This window comes from Mycobacterium branderi, assembly GCF_010728725.1.
In the GTDB taxonomy this organism is placed as follows: Bacteria; Actinomycetota; Actinomycetes; order Mycobacteriales; family Mycobacteriaceae; genus Mycobacterium; species Mycobacterium branderi.
Genome location: NZ_AP022606.1, coordinates 4544786 through 4564692, shown reverse-complemented (window position 1 = coordinate 4564692; position 19907 = coordinate 4544786). Strand labels below are relative to the sequence as shown.

General features: G+C 68.7%; 17 protein-coding genes. 12 read left to right on the top strand and 5 right to left on the bottom strand.

Annotated features, from left to right (window positions below; translation table 11 throughout):
- Positions 1–10 precede the first annotated feature (10 nt).
- The 5 genes from ruvC to G6N47_RS22015 all read left to right on the top strand — a co-directional run bounded on the left by ruvC (position 11) and on the right by G6N47_RS22015 (position 3300).
- Positions 11–565, top strand: a complete 555-nt coding sequence (ruvC, locus tag G6N47_RS22035; RefSeq protein WP_083133415.1) for a crossover junction endodeoxyribonuclease RuvC — start codon at positions 11–13, stop codon at positions 563–565.
- A complete protein-coding gene (gene ruvA, locus G6N47_RS22030) occupies positions 562–1140 on the top strand; it encodes a Holliday junction branch migration protein RuvA (protein WP_083133416.1) in 579 nt (192 codons plus the stop codon). The genes ruvC and ruvA overlap by 4 nt, the downstream gene beginning before the upstream one ends.
- A complete protein-coding gene (gene ruvB / locus G6N47_RS22025; protein ID WP_083133417.1) occupies positions 1137–2183 on the top strand; it encodes a Holliday junction branch migration DNA helicase RuvB in 1047 nt (348 codons plus the stop codon). The genes ruvA and ruvB overlap by 4 nt, the downstream gene beginning before the upstream one ends.
- 11 nt (positions 2184–2194) lie before the next feature.
- On the top strand, positions 2195–2566 hold the full coding sequence (locus G6N47_RS22020; protein WP_372517505.1) for a DUF1304 domain-containing protein: 372 nt from the start codon (positions 2195–2197) through the stop codon (positions 2564–2566).
- A 116-nt stretch (positions 2567–2682) separates the two neighbouring features.
- On the top strand, positions 2683–3300 hold the full coding sequence (locus tag G6N47_RS22015) for a hypothetical protein (protein WP_083133503.1): 618 nt from the start codon (positions 2683–2685) through the stop codon (positions 3298–3300).
- Positions 3301–3360: 60 nt separating this feature from the next.
- Here G6N47_RS22015 and car read toward each other — a convergent pair whose 3' ends face one another.
- The 5 genes from car to G6N47_RS21990 form a co-directional block, all read right to left on the bottom strand.
- Complete coding sequence (gene car, locus G6N47_RS22010) at positions 3361–6807, bottom strand: carboxylic acid reductase (protein ID WP_083133419.1); 3447 nt, start codon at positions 6805–6807, stop codon at positions 3361–3363.
- Between the two features lie 125 nt (positions 6808–6932).
- Positions 6933–8252 (bottom strand): 4-aminobutyrate--2-oxoglutarate transaminase, encoded by a 1320-nt coding sequence (gene gabT, locus G6N47_RS22005; protein ID WP_083133420.1) that lies wholly within the window; start codon positions 8250–8252, stop codon positions 6933–6935.
- A gap of 38 nt (positions 8253–8290) precedes the next feature.
- Positions 8291–8530, bottom strand: coding sequence for a hypothetical protein (locus tag G6N47_RS22000; RefSeq protein ID WP_083133421.1), 240 nt, complete (start codon positions 8528–8530; stop codon positions 8291–8293).
- Between the two features lie 58 nt (positions 8531–8588).
- The gene (locus G6N47_RS21995; protein ID WP_083133422.1) at positions 8589–9260 is read right to left on the bottom strand and encodes a nitroreductase family protein; all 672 of its coding nucleotides are present in this window, start codon (positions 9258–9260) and stop codon (positions 8589–8591) included.
- A 2-nt stretch (positions 9261–9262) separates the two neighbouring features.
- The gene (locus G6N47_RS21990; RefSeq protein ID WP_083133423.1) at positions 9263–10411 is read right to left on the bottom strand and encodes an amidohydrolase family protein; all 1149 of its coding nucleotides are present in this window, start codon (positions 10409–10411) and stop codon (positions 9263–9265) included.
- 62 nt (positions 10412–10473) lie between these two features.
- Between G6N47_RS21990 and G6N47_RS21985 the strand changes: the two genes are divergently transcribed.
- The 7 genes from G6N47_RS21985 to G6N47_RS21955 all read left to right on the top strand — a co-directional run bounded on the left by G6N47_RS21985 (position 10474) and on the right by G6N47_RS21955 (position 19822).
- A complete protein-coding gene (locus G6N47_RS21985; RefSeq protein WP_083133424.1) occupies positions 10474–11874 on the top strand; it encodes a serine/threonine-protein kinase in 1401 nt (466 codons plus the stop codon).
- A 15-nt stretch (positions 11875–11889) separates the two neighbouring features.
- Positions 11890–12228 (top strand): preprotein translocase subunit YajC, encoded by a 339-nt coding sequence (gene yajC, locus G6N47_RS21980; protein WP_083133425.1) that lies wholly within the window; start codon positions 11890–11892, stop codon positions 12226–12228.
- A 65-nt stretch (positions 12229–12293) separates the two neighbouring features.
- Positions 12294–14000 carry a protein translocase subunit SecD gene (gene secD, locus G6N47_RS21975; protein ID WP_083133426.1) on the top strand — a complete coding sequence of 569 codons (1707 nt, stop codon included), beginning with the start codon at positions 12294–12296 and terminating at the stop codon, positions 13998–14000.
- A complete protein-coding gene (gene secF, locus G6N47_RS21970; protein ID WP_083133427.1) occupies positions 13997–15208 on the top strand; it encodes a protein translocase subunit SecF in 1212 nt (403 codons plus the stop codon). Before secD ends, secF begins: the two co-directional genes overlap by 4 nt.
- A 4-nt stretch (positions 15209–15212) precedes the next feature.
- Positions 15213–16856 (top strand): ABC transporter substrate-binding protein, encoded by a 1644-nt coding sequence (locus G6N47_RS21965; protein ID WP_083133428.1) that lies wholly within the window; start codon positions 15213–15215, stop codon positions 16854–16856.
- Positions 16856–17371 (top strand): adenine phosphoribosyltransferase, encoded by a 516-nt coding sequence (locus G6N47_RS21960; RefSeq protein ID WP_083133504.1) that lies wholly within the window; start codon positions 16856–16858, stop codon positions 17369–17371. Before G6N47_RS21965 ends, G6N47_RS21960 begins: the two co-directional genes overlap by 1 nt.
- A 93-nt stretch (positions 17372–17464) precedes the next feature.
- Positions 17465–19822: a RelA/SpoT family protein gene (locus tag G6N47_RS21955; RefSeq protein ID WP_083133505.1), complete on the top strand. Its 2358-nt coding sequence runs from the start codon at positions 17465–17467 to the stop codon at positions 19820–19822.
- Positions 19823–19907 lie beyond the last annotated feature (85 nt).

Genomic DNA, 19907 nt, shown 5'->3' with positions numbered 1-19907 from the left:
GGAGCGTGGCGTGCGCGTGATGGGCGTCGACCCGGGACTGACCCGCTGCGGGCTCTCGGTGGTCGAAAGCGGGCGGGGCCCGCAGATCACCGCCCTGGATGTCGACGTCGTGCGCACACCGGCCGACCAGTCGCTGCCGCAACGGCTGCTGACCATCAGCGAGCACGTCGAGCACTGGCTGGACACCCATCATCCCGACGTGATCGCCGTCGAGCGGGTGTTCTCCCAGCAGAACGTGTCGACGGTGATGGGCACCGCGCAGGCCGGCGGGGTGATCGCGCTGGCCGCCGCCAAACGCGGCATCGCCGTGCACTTCCACACTCCGAGCGAGGTGAAGGCCGCCGTCACCGGCAACGGCGGCGCAGGGAAGGCGCAAGTCACCGCGATGGTCACCAGAATCCTTGGGCTGCAAGCCAAACCGACACCGGCCGATGCCGCCGATGCGCTGGCGCTGGCCATCTGTCACTGCTGGCGCGCGCCGATGATCGCCCGGATGGCCGCCGCCGAGGCCAAGGCGGCCGAGCAGCGCAAGAGATTCGCCGCGAAAGTCAAGGCCGCGACATGATCGCCTCGGTGCGCGGCGAGGTGGTCGACGTGGCGCTGGACCACGTCGTCATCGAGGCCGCCGGCGTCGGCTACAAGCTGATGGCGGCGCCGTCGACGCTGGCGACGCTGCGGGTGGGCAGCGAGGCCCGGCTGATCACCGCGATGATCGTGCGCGAAGACTCGATGACGCTCTACGGCTTTCCCGACGCCGACACCCGCGACCTGTTCCTGACGTTGCTGGGGGTCTCCGGCGTGGGGCCCAAGATCGCGCTCGCCACGCTCGCGGTCTACGACGCGCCGGCGCTGCGGCAGGCTCTCGCCGACGGCGACGTCACGGCGCTGACCCGGGTGCCAGGCATCGGTAAGCGCGGCGCCGAGCGGATGGTGCTCGAGCTGCGCGACAAGATGGGTGCGATACCGACTGCTCCGGTCAACGGTCATTCGGTTCGCGGGCCGGTGGTGGAAGCCCTTGTCGGACTTGGCTTTGCCGTAAAGCAGGCCGAAGAGGCCACCGACAAGGTGTTGGCGGGCGAACCGGAGGCCACCACGTCGAATGCGCTGCGGGCGGCACTATCGATGTTGGGTAAGAAATGAGCGACGAGGACCGCGAGGTGTCGCCGGCGCTCACGGTCGGCGAGGGCGACGTCGACGCCAGCCTGCGGCCGCGCTCGCTGCGGGAGTTCATCGGCCAGCCGCGCGTGCGCGAACAGTTGCAACTGGTGATCGAGGGCGCCAAGAACCGCGGCGGCACACCGGATCACATTCTTTTGTCTGGCCCGCCGGGGCTGGGCAAGACGTCGCTGGCGATGATCATTGCCGCCGAGCTCGGCTCGTCGCTGCGGGTGACGTCCGGGCCGGCGCTGGAACGCGCCGGCGACCTGGCCGCGATGCTGTCCAACCTCGTCGAACACGACGTGTTGTTCATCGACGAGATCCACCGCATCGCCCGGCCGGCCGAGGAGATGCTGTATCTGGCGATGGAGGACTTCCGCGTCGACGTCGTCGTCGGGAAAGGCCCTGGGGCGACGTCGATCCCGTTGGAGGTGGCCCCGTTCACGTTGGTGGGCGCCACTACTCGATCGGGTGCGCTGACCGGCCCGCTGCGCGACCGGTTCGGGTTCACCGCGCACATGGATTTCTACGAGCCGGCCGAGTTGGAGCGGGTGCTGGCGCGGTCGGCCGGAATCCTGGGCATCGAGCTGGGCGGGGAGGCGGCCGGGGAGATCGCGCGCCGCTCGCGGGGCACGCCACGGATCGCCAACCGACTGCTGCGGCGGGTGCGCGACTATGCGGAGGTCCGCGCCGACGGCGTGATCACCCGCGACGTCGCCAAGCAGGCGTTGGAGGTCTACGACGTCGACGAACTCGGCCTGGACCGGCTGGACCGCGCGGTGCTCTCCGCGCTGACCCGCAGCTTCGGCGGCGGCCCGGTCGGGGTGTCGACGCTGGCGGTGGCGGTCGGGGAGGAGGCCGCCACTGTGGAGGAGGTCTGCGAGCCGTTTCTGGTGCGCGCGGGCATGATTGCGCGCACTCCGCGTGGCCGAGTGGCCACCGCGCAGGCCTGGACGCATCTGGGTATGGCGCCGCCGGTCGGGGTGATGGGCCAGCCGGGGTTGTTCGACGAGGAGATGGATTGATCGCTGCCGCAATGGTTTTCGCCGCACTGGCGGCGGTGCTGCACGTCTACATCTTTGTCATGGAGTCGCTGCGGTGGACCGCGCCGCGGACGCGTGCGGTGTTCGGAACCACACCCGAAGAGGCCGAGACCACCAAGCTGCTTGCGTTCAACCAAGGTTTCTACAACCTGTTTCTCGCGGTCGTGACGGGCGCCGGCATCGTCGCGCTGGCGCTGGGCCGTACCGCGGCGGGTTCGGCGTTGATGTTCGCCGGCGTGGGCTCGATGGCGGCCGCGGCGGCTGTTTTGGCGGCGTCAGCGCCGGACAAGGTGCGTGCCGCCGCCATCCAGGGCACGTTTCCCGTGGTGGCGATCGTTTTGCTCGCGATCGCGCTGGCGGGCTAGGGCGCCGGTTTAGCGCCGTGAACCGGTGGGGTACTCATCACGGATTCGGCACCGCCGGTGTCGGTGTGGTGTGAGGAGATTCTGAAATGAACGACTCGCGGATAGGCGCTCTGCATATGCCACGCAGCCGTGGCGCAGTCAGCGGATTGCTCCTGATCATCCTCGGCGCGTGGGGCGCAGTGATTCCGTTTATCGGGCCGTATTTCCACTGGGCCTACACGCCGGACAAGGAATGGACGTGGACGGCGGCCCGAGGCTGGCTGGAGGTGTTCCCCGGGGCCGCGGCCGCGGTGGGGGGCCTGCTGCTGTTGGTTTCGGGTAACCGCGCCACCGCGATGTTCGGCGGCTGGCTGGCGGCATTCGCCGGGGCCTGGTTTGTTGTCGGCCGCTCGTTTGCCTCGCCGCTGCGGCTCGGCGACGTGGGCCAGCCGGTGGCGTCGACGGACACCAAACGCGCCCTGCTGGAGATCAGCTACTTCTCCGGGCTGGGCGCCTTGATCGTGTTCCTGGCCGGCGCGATTCTGGCGCGCTTGGCGGTTCGCACGGCGCGTGATGTGGAAGCGGCGGCGGCCGTGGCTCCCGCCCCCGATGTGCCGGCGGCGCCGGAGTACACGCCCGCTCCCGAGGTGTCACCGGACGCGGTCACCCAGGCCCGCGCCGATCAGTTCCCCGTCGTCGAGCCGGAGGCGAAGAGAAGCTTCTTCCGGCGGCGACGCGTCGGCGCGCACCGCTAGCGCGACGAGACGCGGAATTGCACCGCGGGCTTTGCCCGGGTGCGATTCCGCGTCTTCTCGTCAGAGGAGGCCGAGCAGCTGCAGGTCGGTGATGTACTTGACGATGACCGGCGCCGTGACATGTGGAATGTCTTTGTCCGGACCGATTTTCGCCTCCTGCACGGCGGCGCGGAATCGATCGGTCGGCGCGATCGACCCGCGGATCGGCGTTTCCGGCTTCTGGTAGTTGTGCAACAGCGGCAGTAGCGAGGCCTGTCGCTGCCTCTCCGGCAGAGCCCGCAGACTGGTTTCGAACCGTTGCACCCATTCGCGGTAGTCGTCGATGCGCTGGATCGGATAACCGGCCTCGATGAGCCAGTCGACGTACTCATCCATCCCGATGCCGTCGTCGTAGGGGTTCATCACGTGGTACGTCTGGAAACCCTCCACGTTCTGCGCCCCCAGAGTCGAGATGGCCTCGGCGATGAACTCGACCGGCAGGCCGTCGTAGTGGGCCCGCTGCCGGTTGCCGTCGGCGTCCAGCTCGTAGAACGAGCGGGGCGCGATACCCGTGGCCACCAGGCTCAGCATCATCCGCGTGAACATGTCCGGCAGGTTGAGCTGGCCCGCATACGTGGTGTCGGCGAGGATCATGTCGCAGCGGAACACCGCGACCGGCAGACCGGCCAGGTCGTTGGCCTCGCGCAGCAGCACCTCACCGGCCCACTTGCTGTTGCCGTAGCCGTTGGCGTAGCCGTCGCCACAGGCGCGGGTCGGGCTCATCACCCGGACGTCGGCGTCCTCGGTGAACGTGCCTGGCTGGATCTGGTCGCCCACGCCGATCGTCGACACGTAGGTGTACGGCTTGATCTTGGTGGTCAGCGCGATCCGGATCAGCTCGGCGGTGCCCAGCGCGTTGGGGCCGAACAGCTCGCTGTAGGGCAGCACGTGGTTGACCAACGCGGCCGGGTCGACGATCAGGTCGACGGTGTCGGCCAGTCGCTGCCAAACATCTTGGCGCAGGCCCAGATTCGCTTCGCCCTTATCTCCGGCGATAACCTCCAGGTGATCGGCGGCCAGCTCGTGGTAGTGCTGTAGCAGCTTGGGGTCACCGCTGTCGAACGTGTTGTCCAGACGCTCTCGCGCCGCCGCGTCGTCCTTCGCGCGCACCAGGGCGATCACCTTGCCGTCGACCAGGTCCATCCGCTCCAGCCATTCCAGCGCCAGGTAGCGGCCCAGGAATCCCGTTGCGCCCGTGAGCAATACCGTGCGCACCTCGTGGTTGGCACGTGGCAGGCTCGGCGCCGCGGCCAGGGTGGCGGCGTCGAGGAACTTGTCCAGTGTCAGGTCTTTGGCGTGCACCTCGACGGCGTCACGACCGTGAACGCCGGCGAACGTCGGCCGCTTGCTGCCCTTCCGCTCGTTCTCGATGTAGCCGGCGATGGACTGCAGGTCGCTGGCCGGGCTGACGATCACGCCCACCGGCACGTCGACATCGAAGATCTCGCGCAGCAGGTTGCCGAACGTCAACGCCGACAACGAGTCTCCACCCAGATCGGTGAAATGCGCGTCGGGTGCGACGTCGCTGGTCGATGCGCCCAGCAGCGCAGCCGCGGCCCGGCTCACCGTCTCGAGCACCGGCTTGTCGGCGCCGTTCTGGCGCAACATCCGAAGCTCGTTGGCCTGGCTTTCTTCCAGCTCGGCGTAAAGCTGTTCGAGCCGCTCGCCGTAGTGCTGCTTGAGCTTGGGCCACGCCAGCTTGCGGATACCGGTCAGCAGGCCGTTCTCCAGCGTGAAAGGTGTTGTCTCGATGAGGAAGTCGCGGGGAACCTCGTAGGATTGCAGCCCGGCTTCCCTGGCGACGGCCTGCAGCGACTCGGCGATCGCCGACTTCGACGCGTTCGGGTCCGTCGGCACCACGACCGCCAACAGGTACGGATGCGCGCTGTTGCCGTAGATGTAGATCTGGCGGACCAGCGGACTGGTGCCGAAAACCGCCTCCAGCTTGGCGAGGGTGACGAACTCGCCCTGCGCGAGTTTCAGGACGTTGTTGCGCCGGTCGACGTACACCAGCCGGTCTGGCGCGATCTCGGCGACGACGTCACCGGTGTGGTAGTAGCCGTCGGCGTCCAACACGTCGGCGGTGATCTCCGGGCGCTTGTAGTAGCCGGGGAACATGTTCTCGGTCTTGAGTAGCAATTCCCCACGGGGATAAGGCTTGTCGGTGGCGAAGTAGCCCAGATCGGGGACGTCGGCCAGCTTGTAGTCGATCACCGGTGGCCGTTGCACCTGGCCGTCGAACAAGACCATGCCGGCCTCGGTGGAGCCGTAGCCGTCCATCAGGTGCATCTCGAGCAGCGACTCCACCCAGCTCTTCAGCTCCGGGGAGATCGGCGCGGAGCCCGTCATCGCGAAGATGAACCGCCCCCCGAGGAGGTTCTGCCGCATGTCGGCCAGCACCTCGGCTGCTCCGCGGCCGCGGTCGAGTTCGCGCTGGAACTCCTGGTACAGGGTCTCCCAGATGCGCGGCACGAAGTTCAGCTCCGTGGGCCGCACCAGCGCGAGGTCCTCCAGCAGGGTGGACAGATCGCTCTTGGCGCCGAAATAGGCGGTGCCGCCGTTGCCGAGCGTGCCGTAGAGGATGCCGCGGCCCATGACGTGGCTCATCGGCATGAAGTTCAGCGTGATCGAGGCGGCGCTGGGCCCGAACCAGTTGCGGGCGGACCGCCGCCACATCTTGGCGACGTTGCGCTGCGGGTACATCGCGCCCTTGGGGGCACCGGTGGACCCGGAGGTGTAGATGAGCAGCGCCAGCGCGTCATGCTCGGCGTCCACCGCCGGCGCGGGTGGCAGTGACTTGCCGCGGTTCAGCACGTCGGCCAGCGCCTCGACCGGGATGTCCAGCCGGGCTTTCGCGTTTTCGATGGCCTCGCGATGGTCGTCGACCTCGGGGTGGTAGTCGAACACCACCAGCCGCGCCGGTTGGTGGCCGGCCCGGATCAGCTCGACGGCATCGGACAGGTAGTCGACGCTCGCCGCGAGCACTGCCGGCTCGGTCTCGGCGACGATCGGCTGCAGCTGGGTGAGCGCGGCGCTGGTCTGCAATGGAACCGACACCGCGCCAAGCTGTGCGAGCGCCACGTCGATAGTCGTGTAGTCGAGGCTGGTGAAGCCCAACACGGCGACGCGGTCGCCGGGGGAGACGACGCCGTCGGCCCAGGCGGCGGCGAGAGCGCCGACGCGCTCGCCCAACTCGCGGTAGGTGATGGTGTCGAACCGGGGCAACAGTTGCGCCGACGTGCGTCCGGTCGCGGGGTCTTTGACGAATTCGACGGCGCGCTGACCGAGAGCCGGCCGCTCGGCGTAGCCCTCGAGGATGGTCTGGATGACCTGCGGCAGCGTGAGCCCGGGCTGCTCGACGGCGGCCACGACGGTCTCGCTCGGCCGGGCGGCGGCGAACTGCGGGTCGGTGGCGGTCAGGTCGGCGATGCGGCGCTCCAGCCGCTCTTCACTGGTTTCAATCGACATAACGGACCTCTAAGACAAATCACTGGGAAGTTTGGCCGGCGCCACGCTGCGCCCGACAAAAAACTACGTTAGCAAAGCTAATATTATTCCGGAAGCGGGCCGGAAAGTGAGATCGGCCACCTGGTTTAGAGCTCGCCCAACAGCCCGGCCAGCACCTCGAGAGCTTCGGAGAGCAGGTCGTCGCTGATGGTCAGCGGCGGCAGGAACCGCAGCACATTGCCGAAAGTGCCTGCGGTCAAGACGATCACGCCGGCGGCGTGGGCGGCGGCCGCCAGCTTGCCGGTGAGCTCCGGGTCGGGGTCGGTACTGCCGGACTTCACCAGCTCGGCCGCGATCATCGCCCCGCGGCCGCGGACGTCGCCGATCCGGTCGTCGTCGGCCTGCAGCCGCGACAGCCGGTCGGTCATCAACTGCCCGATCTGGCGCGCGCGCTCGACCAGCCCGTCGCTCTCGATGGTTGTGATGGCGGCCAGCGCCGCCGCGCACGCGATCGGGTTGCCGCCGAATGTGCCGCCGAGCCCGCCGGGGTGAGAGGCGTCCATGATCTCGGCGCGGCCGGTGACCGCCGACAGCGGCAGCCCGCCGGCGATGCCCTTGGCCGTGCAGATCAGGTCCGGTTCGATGCCCTCGTGCTCGCAGGCGAACAACGCGCCGGTGCGTGCGAAGCCGGTCTGCACCTCGTCAGCGATGAACACGACGTTGTTCTGGCGGCACCACTCGAGCAGGGTTGGCAGGAATCCGTCGGCCGGGACGATGAAGCCGCCCTCGCCCTGGATCGGCTCGATCACCAAGGCGGCCAGGTTGTCCGCGCCCACCAGTCTGCGGATCGCGCGGATTGCGCGCTCGGCGGCCTGTTCGCCGGCCAGCCCGTCACGGTACGGATAGGAGAGCGGCGCCCGGTAGATCTCCGGCGCGAACGGCCCGAAGCCGCTCTTGTAGGGCATGGACTGTGCAGTCAGGGCCATCGCGAGGTTGGTGCGGCCGTGGTATGCGTGGTCGAACGCCACCACCGCGGGTTTGCGCGTGTGGACGCGCGCGATCTTGATGGCGTTCTCCACGGCCTCGGCCCCGGAGTTGAACAGCACCGACCGCTTCTCGCCGGAACCCGGAGTCAGGCGGTTGAGCTGCTCGGCGACGGCGATGTAGTTCTCATACGGCGTCACCATGAAGCAGGTGTGGGTGAAGTCGGCGACCTGAGCGCGCACGGCGTCCACGACCCGCGGAGAGGAGTTGCCGATCGTGGTGACCGCGATGCCCGAGCTCAGGTCGATCAGCCGGTTGCCGTCGACGTCCTCGACGATGCCGCCGCCGGCACGCACGGCGTACACCGGCATGGTGCTGCGCACCCCGCGGGCGACCGCCGCCGCGCGACGCTTGGTCAGTTCCAGCGATGCGGGCCCGGGGATTTCGGTGACGAGGCGGCGACTCTGTTCGAGCGTGGACACCTCAGCAGCCTAACCGGGCGACGCGTTACCCGGCTGGTTCAGAGTTGGCCGAGCGGCCTGCACACGTTGTCGCCCGGCTTCCAGTACTGGCCTTCCGGGCAGTTGAGCGGCTGCGGCCCTTCGCCCAGTGGCCGGCACACGTTGGCCGTCGGGTCCCACCACTGGCCTTCTGGGCAGTTCAGGGGATCCGCCGAACTCACGGCCGGCACCGCGATCACCGCCATCGCCCCTACCGCCAGCATCGTCGTGGCTACCAACCGGCCGACAAGATTTTTCATCGCAGACCTTTCGGGAGAGCGCGTGCGAACGTCGTGCAAAGCCTATTTGACGGCACCGTCATCCACCGAACGCGGGGCCGTCGATCGAATCGACGGTGGCGAACGAGGAGACCGGTGCGCGGCGTAGCCGCCGGGCCGCCCGGACCGGATGGCCCAAGGCGATCACCGCAGCCAACGCAAAGTGGTCGGGTGCACCGAGCAGCGACTTCACCTGCGGCTCTTCGCGTATCGCGATCGTGGTGATGACGCCGCCGAGCCCCTCCTCGCGGGCCGCCAGCAGGATGCTCCACGCGAACGGGTAGACCGACGCGCCGCCGGCAAACGTGTATCGGTCGGCGTCGCGGTCCACCGCGGCCAGCAGCGACAGGTTGGCGAACAATGCCAGCAGGACCGGGGCCTGGTCGAAGCGTTCGGCGAATCCGCCTGGTGCGGCGGGGTTTTCGGCAGCCAGGGCACGGGCCTCGGCGTCGCGGTCGTTGGTCGGCGCCCACGGCCGCAGGCCGGCGGCGCTCAGGGCCATGTAGTCGCGCGAACCCTGCAGATACGACTCGCGCAGCCGTCGTCGCCGCTCGGAATCCTTGTGCACCACCACCCGCCACGCTTGCGCGTTGGCGCCGCTGGGCGCGAACCGGGCGGTGTCGAGGATGCGGGCCACGGTGGCGTCGTCGACCGGCTGATCGGTGAAGTCGCGGACCGCGCCGGTGGTGCGCAGCGCCTCGGTGAGTTCCATGGCTACCGTCCAAGCAGCGCGTCGACGTTGCCGTGGAACAGGCCGGGCATCTGGTGCTCGTGGCAGTCCATCCGGTGGTAGTCGTCGAGCGGGGTCGCGGTGCCCTCCGAGTGCGGGTAGTCGCTGCAGAACATGAACACGTCGCCGCTGTTCTTGGTCAGCGCTTTGGGGTCCTCGTAGGAGAACGACGAGACCCGCACAGCCTCCAGGAAGTACTCGCTGGGCCGGCGCGACAGTGGCGCCACTGGCTTGCCGTTGAGCCGCGCGGTGAAGTCCGATGCGCCGTCGAGCATCAGCAGGAACTGCGGCACCCACGCCGAGCTGAGCTCGACGACGCCGAAGTGCAGGCCGGGATGGCGGTCCAGCACGCCGTGCAAAATCAGGTCGGTCAGCGCCAGCGCCGGCGGCACCCACAGGAACACCGCTTCGGTGGCCGGCACCAGATCCTCGGAGTCGTCGGGATACCAGCAGTCGTCGAAGACCCGCACCTGATCGGCGACGTGGAACACCGGTGTCACGGCGTGATCGACGAACGCGGACCAGATCCGGTCGTGGTCGGGATGCGATAGCGCCCGGCCGTCGACCGGCCCGGCGGCGATCATGGCCAGCCGGATGCCCGCCGCGGCAATGGTTTTCAGCTCGGCCTGCAGCCACCGCGGGTCGCGCAGCGTCAGATGCGCGACCGGGTGCAGCCGTCCGCGGCCCTCGTCTTGCACCGCCGCGCACCAGCGGTTCCAGGCCGTCATGTTCGCGGTCAGCGCGGGCAGCGACGACGACAACCGGCGCTCCCACAGCAGACCGTAATTGGGAAACAGCACCGCCTGACCCAGCCCGGCCTCGTCGAGCCAGCCGAGGCGCGCCGCCGGTTGCCAATACGCCTCCGGCAGCGCTTCGTCGTAGCGGTAGGAGGGCGGCTGGCCGGCCCGCTGCCGGTTGCGGTGCTCGCCGCAGGACGCGGTGTCGCCCGGCAGGTGGACGTCGGCCAGGGCAAGGCGAGCGCCGCGCCAGCTCAGCCAGGTGTAGCCCAGCCCGTCGTCGACGAGGCTGAGCGCGTCGTCGCGGGCGGCCGGGTCGATGTGGTCGGCCCACATGGACCGGCTTTCGTAGAGGTGTTGGTCGGAGTCGACGATGCCAGTCGCGGAGCCGGTCACAAGCCCGTTGTCTCACTCTCGCTTTGCCGCGTCAAGGGCTCGATGTCTGAGAGGATGCCGTCATGCCCTCACCGCGGCAGGGGTCACGTGTCGGCAGCATGTTCGGGCCGTACGAGTTGCAGGCGCTGCTGGGCGCCGGCGGCATGGGTGAGGTGTACCGCGCGTACGACACGGCCAAGGGCCGCACGGTCGCGCTGAAGTTGCTGCTCGACGACCTGGCCGCCGACGAGGACTACCGTCGCCGATTCCAGCGCGAGTCCCGGGTGGCGGCGCGGCTGGCCGAACCGCACGTCATTCCGGTGCACGACTGGGGCGAAATCGACGGCGTGCTCTACATCGACATGCGGTTGGTCGAGGGCCGCAACCTGAAAACCGTGCTGACCGAGGACGGCCCGCTCAGCCCGGAGGCCGCAGGCTCGGTGATCAGCCAACTGGCCAGTGCGCTGGACGCCGCCCACCGCGACGGGCTGGTCCACCGCGACGTCAAACCAGAGAACGTGCTGATCACACCGGACGGCTTCGTCTATCTGGTGGACTTCGGTATTGCCTATTCGGGCGTGGATCCGGGGCTGACCACCGCCGGCCACCTGGTGGGCTCCAAGTCGTACATGGCGCCGGAACGCTTCACAAGCGAGCCGTTAGGGCCGGCCGCCGACATCTATTCGCTGGCCTGCCTGCTGTATCAATGCCTGACCGGGACCCCACCGTTTCACGGCGCCGATATCAGCCAGTTGATCGCCGCCCACCTGTTCTCGGCGCCGCCGCGACCCTCCCAGGTCCGCCCGGGCCTCAGCCCGGCGTTCGACGCGGTGGTCGCCAAGGGCATGGCCAAACGCGCCGACGAGCGGTTCGCCTCGGCCGGTGAGCTGGCCAGGGCGGCGCTCGACGCCGCCGCCCCGCAGCTGACACCGCACCTGCGCCAGCAGCCGGCCAAGCGGTCGGGCCGGGTTGTGGTCGGGGCGATCGCGGCCGCGGTCGTCGTCGCAGCTGCTGTCGCGGCCGTCGTCGTCCTCGTCCGGCCCGAGCACCGGTCGTCGCCGGCCGCACCCCCCTCGTCGTCGCGCACCGAGCCGGCCCGGGCCACGCCCAAGCCCACCACGGCGTCCGCGCTGGCCCCGACCACCTCGGGGATCTCGCTGCCGGACGCCGACGCGCACGGCTTTTTGGGCTACCCCGACGCGCGATGCCACGGCGCCGACGTGGCGGCGCTGGCCGCACGGACCACGAAGTCCGCGCTGGTCGTCTGCAAGTCGGCGGGCACCGGTACCTACTACTACCGCGGCTTGCGGCTCTCGGATGGGGCGGCCATCGAGTTGCCCGGGGCGACTCCGGCCGGCGACGGCTTCGACGCGGTGAACCCCGACGACGGCACGCGGTATGAGATGCGCCGCGAAGGGTTGACGATCAGGGTGAACGGACAGGTCGCCGACACCGAACCGATGGTCGAATATGCGGGCGGGTAGGGCACACTGGCGGGCATGGAACAACTGGTTGTTTTCTTGCCGCTGCTGGTCATCCTGGGGGTGTTCATGTTCTTCGCGTCGCGGCGTCAGCGGCGCGCGATGCAGGCCACGATCGACCTGCACGAGTCGCTGCAGGTCGGCGACCGGGTGCACACCACCTCCGGACTGCAGGGAACCGTCACCGACATCACCGACGACACCGTGGATCTCGAGATCGCCCCGGGCGTGGTCACCACGTGGATGAAGCTCGCGATCCGCGACCGCATCGAGCCGGAGGTGCCCGAGGCCGTGGAGGTCGACGAGACCGACGCGGTCGAGCTCACCGCCGACGCGGACCGACTGCCCAAAGACTGAGGTCGGCCGAGCGGCACGTAACCTTTGCGGGTGCAGTCGTAAATCAACGAGGAGACTAGAACAACGTGGCATCGCCTTCGGCGCCGGTGCACCCTGCCCGCTACCTGACGGTGTTTTTGGCCCTGCTCATCGGCGTCTACCTGTTGGTCTTCCTGACCGGGGACAAGCGCGCCGAGCCGAAGCTGGGCATCGACCTGCAGGGCGGCACCCGGGTCACGTTGACCGCACGCACCCCGGACGGCTCGAGGCCGACGCGCGACGCGCTCGCTCAGGCGCAGCAAATCATCAGCGCCCGGGTCAACGGGCTGGGCGTCTCTGGTTCCGAGGTCGTTGTCGACGGTGACAACCTGGTGATCACGGTCCCCGGCAACGACGGCAACGAGGCCCGCAACCTGGGCCAGACCGCGCGGCTGTACATCCGCCCGGTGATCAATGCGCTGCCGGTGGAGACGGCTCCGCCGCCGGAACAGCCGGCGCCGTCGGGCAAGCCGGCGCCCCCGGCCGGAGAGCCGGGCCCGGCGCCGGGGGAGGCGCCGCCCGGGCCAGGCGAGTCGCCGGGCGGTCAGCCCGCCCCCGGGCAGGCACCGCCCGCGCAGCGGCGGCCCTACCCGCAGGAGCCGCCCGTGCAGCCCGGCCCGCCGGACCCGCGCAAGGATCTCGCCGAGCGCATCGCCAAAGAGAAGAAGTGGCGCCAGAGCGACAACAAGGCCATCCAGTTCTACGGCCTGCAATTCCAGGCCACCCAGTGCGGCAAAGACGACATCCTGGCCGGCAACGACGACCCCAAGCTGCCGTTGATCACCTGCGACAAAGACCACAAGATGGCCTATCTGCTGGGGCCGTCGATCATCAGCGGCGACCAGATCCAAAACGCCAGCTCCGGCCTGGACCAGCGCAGCGGCGGCTACGTGGTCGACCTGCAGTTCAAGAGCGCCGCTGCCAACACCTGGGCCGACTTCACCGCCGCGCACGTCGGCACCCAGACCGCCTTCACCCTGGACTCGCAGGTGGTGAGCGCCCCGCAGATCCGCGAAGCGATCCCCGGCGGCCGAACCCAGATCACCGGTGGTGATCCGCCGTTCACCGCCAACACCGCACGCCAGCTGGCCAACGTCCTCAAATACGGCTCGCTGCCGCTGTCGTTCGAATCGTCGGAGGCCGAAACCGTCTCGGCCACATTGGGTTTGACGTCGCTGCGGGCGGGCCTGATCGCCGGTGCGATCGGTCTGGCGCTGGTGCTGGTGTACTCGCTGCTGTACTACCGGGTACTGGGCTTGCTCACCGCGCTGTCGCTAGTGGCTTCCGGCGCAATGGTTTTCGCGATCCTGGTGCTGTTGGGCCGCTACATCAACTACACACTGGACTTGGCCGGCATCGCCGGTCTGATCATCGGGATCGGCACCACCGCCGACTCGTTCGTGGTGTTCTTCGAACGCATCAAAGACGAGATCCGCGAAGGCCGTTCGTTCCGCTCGGCGGTGCCTCGCGGTTGGGCGCGGGCCCGCAAGACCATTGTGTCCGGTAACGCGGTGACGTTCCTGGCCGCCGCGGTGCTGTACTTCCTCGCGATCGGACAGGTGAAGGGCTTCGCGTTCACCCTGGGCCTCACCACGATCCTCGACCTCGTCGTGGTGTTCCTGGTGACCTGGCCGCTGGTGTACCTCGCGTCCAAGTCGCCGACGCTGGGCAAACCGGCCTACAACGGCCTGGGTGCGGTTCAGCAGGTTGCGCGCGAACGCCGGGCCGCAGCGCATACGGGGGTAGCGAGATGACCGAACTCACCGAGTCCGACGCCGCCATCGTCGACGACGTCAACGGCGCGCAGCTGCCGCATCACAGTTTCCTGTCCCGGCTCTACACCGGTACCGGCGCGTTCGAGGTGGTCGGGCGCCGCCGGATGTGGTACGCGATCAGCGGGACTATCGTGGCGATCGCGATCGCCAGCATTGTGTTGCGCGGCTTCACTTTTGGCATTGATTTCCAGGGCGGCACCAAGGTGTCGATGCCCGTGGCGGGTGCGACGGGCACAGTAAAGGTCAGCCAGGTGGAAGACGTATTCCGCCAGGCGCTGGGCAAGGACGCCGAGTCGGTGGTGATCGTCGGCAAAGGCGCGTCGGCGACCGTGCAGATCCGCTCCGAGACGCTGTCCAACGACCAGACCAACAAGCTGAAAACCGCGCTGTTCGACCGGTTCAAGCCGAAAGGCGCCGACGGCAAACCCAGCAAGCAGGCCATCAGCGACTCGGCGGTGTCCTCGACCTGGGGCGGTCAGATCACCAAGAAGGCGGTGATCGCGCTAGTGGTGTTCCTGGTGCTGGTCGCCCTCTACATCACCGTACGCTACGAGCGCTACATGGCGATTTCCGCGCTGACCGCAATGTTCTTCGACGTGACTGTCACCGCCGGGATCTACTCACTGGTGGGCTTCGAGGTCACACCGGCCACCGTCATCGGGCTGCTGACCATCCTCGGGTTCTCCATCTACGACACCGTGATCGTGTTCGACAAGGTCGAGGAGAACACCCACGGCTTCCAGCACACCACGCGGCGCACCTTCGCCGAACAGGCCAACCTGGCGGTCAACCAAACGTTCATGCGCTCGATCAACACCAGCCTGATCTCGGTGCTGCCGGTGATCGCGCTGCTGGTGGTGGCCGTGTGGCTGCTGGGCGTCGGCACGCTCAAGGACCTGGCGCTGGTGCAGCTGGTCGGCATCATCGTCGGCACGTATTCGTCGATCTTCTTCGCCACTCCGCTGCTGGTCACCCTGCGCGAGCGCACCGAGCTGGTGCGCGGCCACACCCGCCGGGTGCTGCGGCGCCGCAACGGCGCTCCCGAAAAGCCTTCGGAGCCAGTGGAATCGGTCGAGGACGAGCCGAAGCGGCAGCCCACCGCGGCCGCCCCGAAGAAGCCAGCGCCGAGCAAGCCGGCGCCGGGCGCGCGGCCGGTACGGCCGACCGGCAAGCGAAACAAGCGGTAACCCGATGGCTGCCTGGCGTCGGCGCGCTGCGGCCGTCTCGGCGGCGACGCTCGTGGCCACCTCGCCGCTGACCGCGTGTTCGGGCAGCGCAGCCGGTCAAATCGACTACGCCGTCGACGGCGCGCTGGTCACCTACAACACCAACACCGTCACCGGCGCCGCCACTGCCGGGGCGCAGGCATTCGCCCGCACCCTGACCGGGTTCGGCTACCACGGACCCGACGGGCAAGTGGTGGCCGACCATGACTTCGGCACCGTCTCGGTGGTCGGCGGCGCGCCGCTGGTGCTCGACTACCAGATCGCCGACAATGCCGTCTATTCCGACGGCAAGCCGGTCACCTGCGACGACATGGTGCTGACGTGGGCCGCTCATTCCGGGAAGTTCCCGGGGTTCGACGCCGCCACCCAGGCCGGCTATATCGACATCGCCGGCATCGACTGCCAGCCCGGGCAGAAGAAGGCGCGGGTGTCGTTCGCGCCGGACCGCAGCGTCATCGACTACGACGAGCTGTTCACCGCAACGTCGCTGATGCCGTCCCACGTCATCGCCGACGACCTGGGTGTCGACGTCACCGCGTCGGTGCTGGGCAAGAACATGCAGGCCGTCGAGCGCATCGCCCAGCGGTGGAACACGATCTGGGACCTCAAGCCGGGCCTGGACATCAAGCGGTTCCCGTCGTCGGGGCCGTACAAGATCGAATCGGTGCTAAACGACGGCGGGGTGGTGCTGGTCGCCAACGACCGCTGGTGGGGCCCCAAGCCGATGACCAAGCGGATCACGGTGTGGCCGCAGAAGGCCGACATCCAGGACCGGCTCAACAACGGCAGCATCGACGTCGCCGACGTCGCGGCCGGTTCGTCGGGATCGGTGATCACCCCGGACAACTACCAGCGCACCGATGCGCCGTCGGACGGGATCCAGCAGCTGATCTTCGCGCCGAACGGCCGGTTCGCCGACACGCTGGTGCGTCGCGCCGTCGCGTCGTGCACACCGCGGGACGTGATCGCGCGCGACGCCGGGGTGCCGATCGCCAACTCTCGGCTGCACACCGCCGCCGAGGACGCCATCGCCCAGGCCGAAAACGTCCCCGAGGCCGCGAAATTCGTCAAGGCGAATCCCGACGCGGCCCGCAGCGCACTGGGTGGGGCGCCGCTGACCGTGCGCATCGGCTACCGGGCGCCCAACGCGCGGCTGGCCGCCACCGTCGGCGCGATCGCCAAGGCCTGCGCACCGGCGGGTATCACGGTCTCCGACGTCACCTCCGACACCACCGGCCCGCAGACCCTGCGGGACGGAAAGATCGACGTGCTGTTGGCCAGCACCGGCGGCGCCAGCGGCAGCGGGTCGACCGGGTCGCCGGCGATGGATGCCTACACGCTGCACACCGGCAACGGCAACAATCTGCCCGGCTACAGCAACGGCCAGATCGACGGGATCATCAGCGCGCTGGCGGTGTCGGCCGACCCGGCCGAGCTGGTGCGGCTGCTGGCCGAAAGCGCGCCGGTGCTGTGGGCCGACATGCCCACACTGCCGCTGTATCGCCAGCAGCGCACCCTGATGGCGTCGAAGAAGATGTACGCCGTCACGGCCAACCCGACCCGCTGGGGCGCCGGCTGGAACATGGACCGCTGGGTGCTGGTCCGGTGATAGCGGAGCTCATCGCATCCTTGACCCGGGAGGTTCCCGACTTCCCCACGGCCGGAATCCAATTCAAGGACCTCACCCCGCTGTTCGCCGACCGTCGCGGCTTCACCGCGGTGACCGGGGCGTTGGCCGACGTGGCGGCCGGCGCCGACCTGATCGCCGGTATCGACGCCCGCGGTTTCGTGGTGGGCGGCGCCGTCGCGGCCCGGCTGGGCACCGGCATGCTGGCCATCCGCAAGGGCGGCAAGCTGCCGCCCCCGGTGCGTGCCGAGCACTACGACCTCGAATACGGCACCGCCACCCTGGAAATCCCGGCCGACGGCATCGAGCTGGCCGGACGCAGCGTCGTCATCGTCGACGACGTGCTGGCCACCGGCGGGACGCTGGCGGCGGCGCGCCGGCTGCTCGAACACAGCGGCGCGCACGTGACGCTCGCCGCCGTGGTGCTGGAGCTGGCCGGGCTGGGCGGTCGGGAGCTGGTCGCACCGTTGCCGGTCCACAGCCTGCGCACTGTTTGAGCCGGCCAACCCCCGGACCACCGCTTTCGCAGCCGTCATCAAATGATGACGACTCCGTCCGAGCGATATCCTGGGAGGCCGGAGGTGACAAACGTGGCGGACGACCAGCGCACGGCTACCCAGCCGCCCACCGAGCCGCTGCAGGTCCCCGATGCCCTGCCGGCGGAGCCCCGGATCGGGCTGAAGACCTCCACCAGCGCGTCGCGACGGGTGCGGGCACGGTTGGCGCGGCGAATGACCGCCCAGCGCAGCACGGTCAGCCCGGTGCTCGAGCCGCTGGTGGCGGTGCACCGCGAGATTCACCCCAAGGCCGACCTGTCGATCCTGCAGCGCGCCTACGAGGTCGCCGAGCAGCGACACGCCGACCAGATGCGCCATTCCGGCGACCCGTACATCACCCACCCGCTGGCCGTCGCCAACATCCTGGCCGAGCTGGGGATGGACACCACCACGCTGGTGGCCGCCCTGCTGCACGACACCGTCGAGGACACCGGCTACACCTTGGCGCAGCTGTCCGAGGAATTCGGCGAAGAGGTCGGCCATCTGGTCGACGGCGTGACCAAGCTGGACCGGGTGGTGTTGGGCAGCGCCGCCGAGGGCGAGACCATCCGCAAGATGATCACCGCGATGGCGCGCGACCCGCGGGTGCTGGTGATCAAGGTCGCCGACCGGCTGCACAACATGCGCACGATGCGGTTCCTGCCGCCGGAGAAGCAGGCCCGCAAGGCCCGTGAAACGCTGGAAGTCATTGCGCCGCTGGCACATCGGCTGGGAATGGCGACCGTCAAGTGGGAGCTGGAGGATCTGGCGTTCGCGATCCTGCACCCCAAGAAGTACGAGGAGATCGTGCGACTGGTGGCCGACCGGGCCCCGTCGCGGGACACCTACCTGGCCAAGGTGCGCGACGAGATCGTCGCCACGCTAAGCGCATCCAAGATCAACGCGGTGGTCGAGGGCCGGCCCAAGCACTACTGGTCGATCTATCAGAAGATGATCGTCAAGGGCCGCGACTTCGACGACATCCACGACCTGGTCGGCATCCGGATCCTCTGCGACGAGATCCGCGACTGTTACGCCGCTGTGGGCGTGGTGCATTCGCTGTGGCAGCCGATGGCGGGCCGATTCAAGGACTACATCGCCCAGCCACGCTACGGGGTGTACCAGTCGTTGCACACCACCGTCGTCGGCCCGGAGGGCAAGCCGCTGGAGGTGCAGATCCGCACCCGCGACATGCACCGCACCGCCGAATACGGCATCGCCGCGCACTGGCGCTACAAGGAAGCCAAGGGCCGCAACGGTGTTCCGCACCCGCACGCCGCCGCCGAGATCGACGACATGGCATGGATGCGGCAGTTGCTCGACTGGCAACGTGAGGCCGCCGACCCAGGCGAATTCCTGGAATCGCTGCGTTACGACCTTGCGGTGCAAGAGATTTTCGTGTTCACCCCGAAGGGCGACGTGATCACGCTGCCCACCGGGTCAACACCGGTGGACTTCGCCTATGCCGTGCACACCGAGGTCGGCCACCGCTGCATCGGCGCCCGCGTCAACGGCCGGCTGGTAGCGCTGGAGCGCAAGCTCGAAAACGGGGAAGTCGTCGAGGTTTTCACGTCCAAGGCGCCCAACGCCGGGCCGTCGCGGGACTGGCAGCAGTTCGTGGTGTCGCCGCGCGCCAAGACCAAGATCCGCCAGTGGTTCGCCAAAGAACGCCGCGAGGAAGCGCTGGAGGCCGGCAAGGAGGCGATGGCCCGCGAGGTTCGCCGTGGCGGACTTCCGTTGCAGCGCTTGGTCAATGGCGGGTCGATGGCCGCGGTAGCCAACGAGCTGCACTACGCCGACGTGTCGGCCCTCTACACCGCGATCGGCGAAGGGCACGTCTCGGCCAAGCATGTGGTGCAGCGGCTGGTGGCCGAACTGGGCGGCATCGACCAGGCCGAGGAGGACCTCGCCGAGCGGTCCACCCCGGCGACCATGCTGCGACGCCCGCGCAGCACCGACGACACGGGCGTCGCGGTACCGGGCGCCCCCGGGGTGCTGACCAAGCTGGCCAAATGCTGCACGCCGGTACCGGGCGACGCGATCATGGGGTTCGTCACCCGGGGCGGCGGGGTCAGCGTGCACCGCACCGACTGCACCAATGCCGCGTCGCTGCAACAGCAGTCGGAGCGCATCATCGAGGTGCACTGGGCGCCGTCGCCGTCGTCGGTGTTCCTGGTGGCGATCCAGGTCGAGGCGCTCGACCGGCATCGGCTGCTCTCCGACGTGACCCGGGTGCTGGCCGACGAGAAGGTGAACATCCTGTCGGCCTCGGTGACGACGTCGAACGACCGGGTGGCGGTCAGCAGGTTCACCTTCGAAATGGGTGACCCCAAGCACCTGGGACATCTGCTCGACGTCGTCCGCAACGTCGAAGGCGTCTACGACGTCTACCGGGTGACGTCAGCGGCGTAACGCTCAGCGCACTCGGATCTGGTAGCAGAACGCCCCAATCCTCGCGGGCTGGCAGAGCCTGCGTATGTGGGGTCGACTCGTCGGC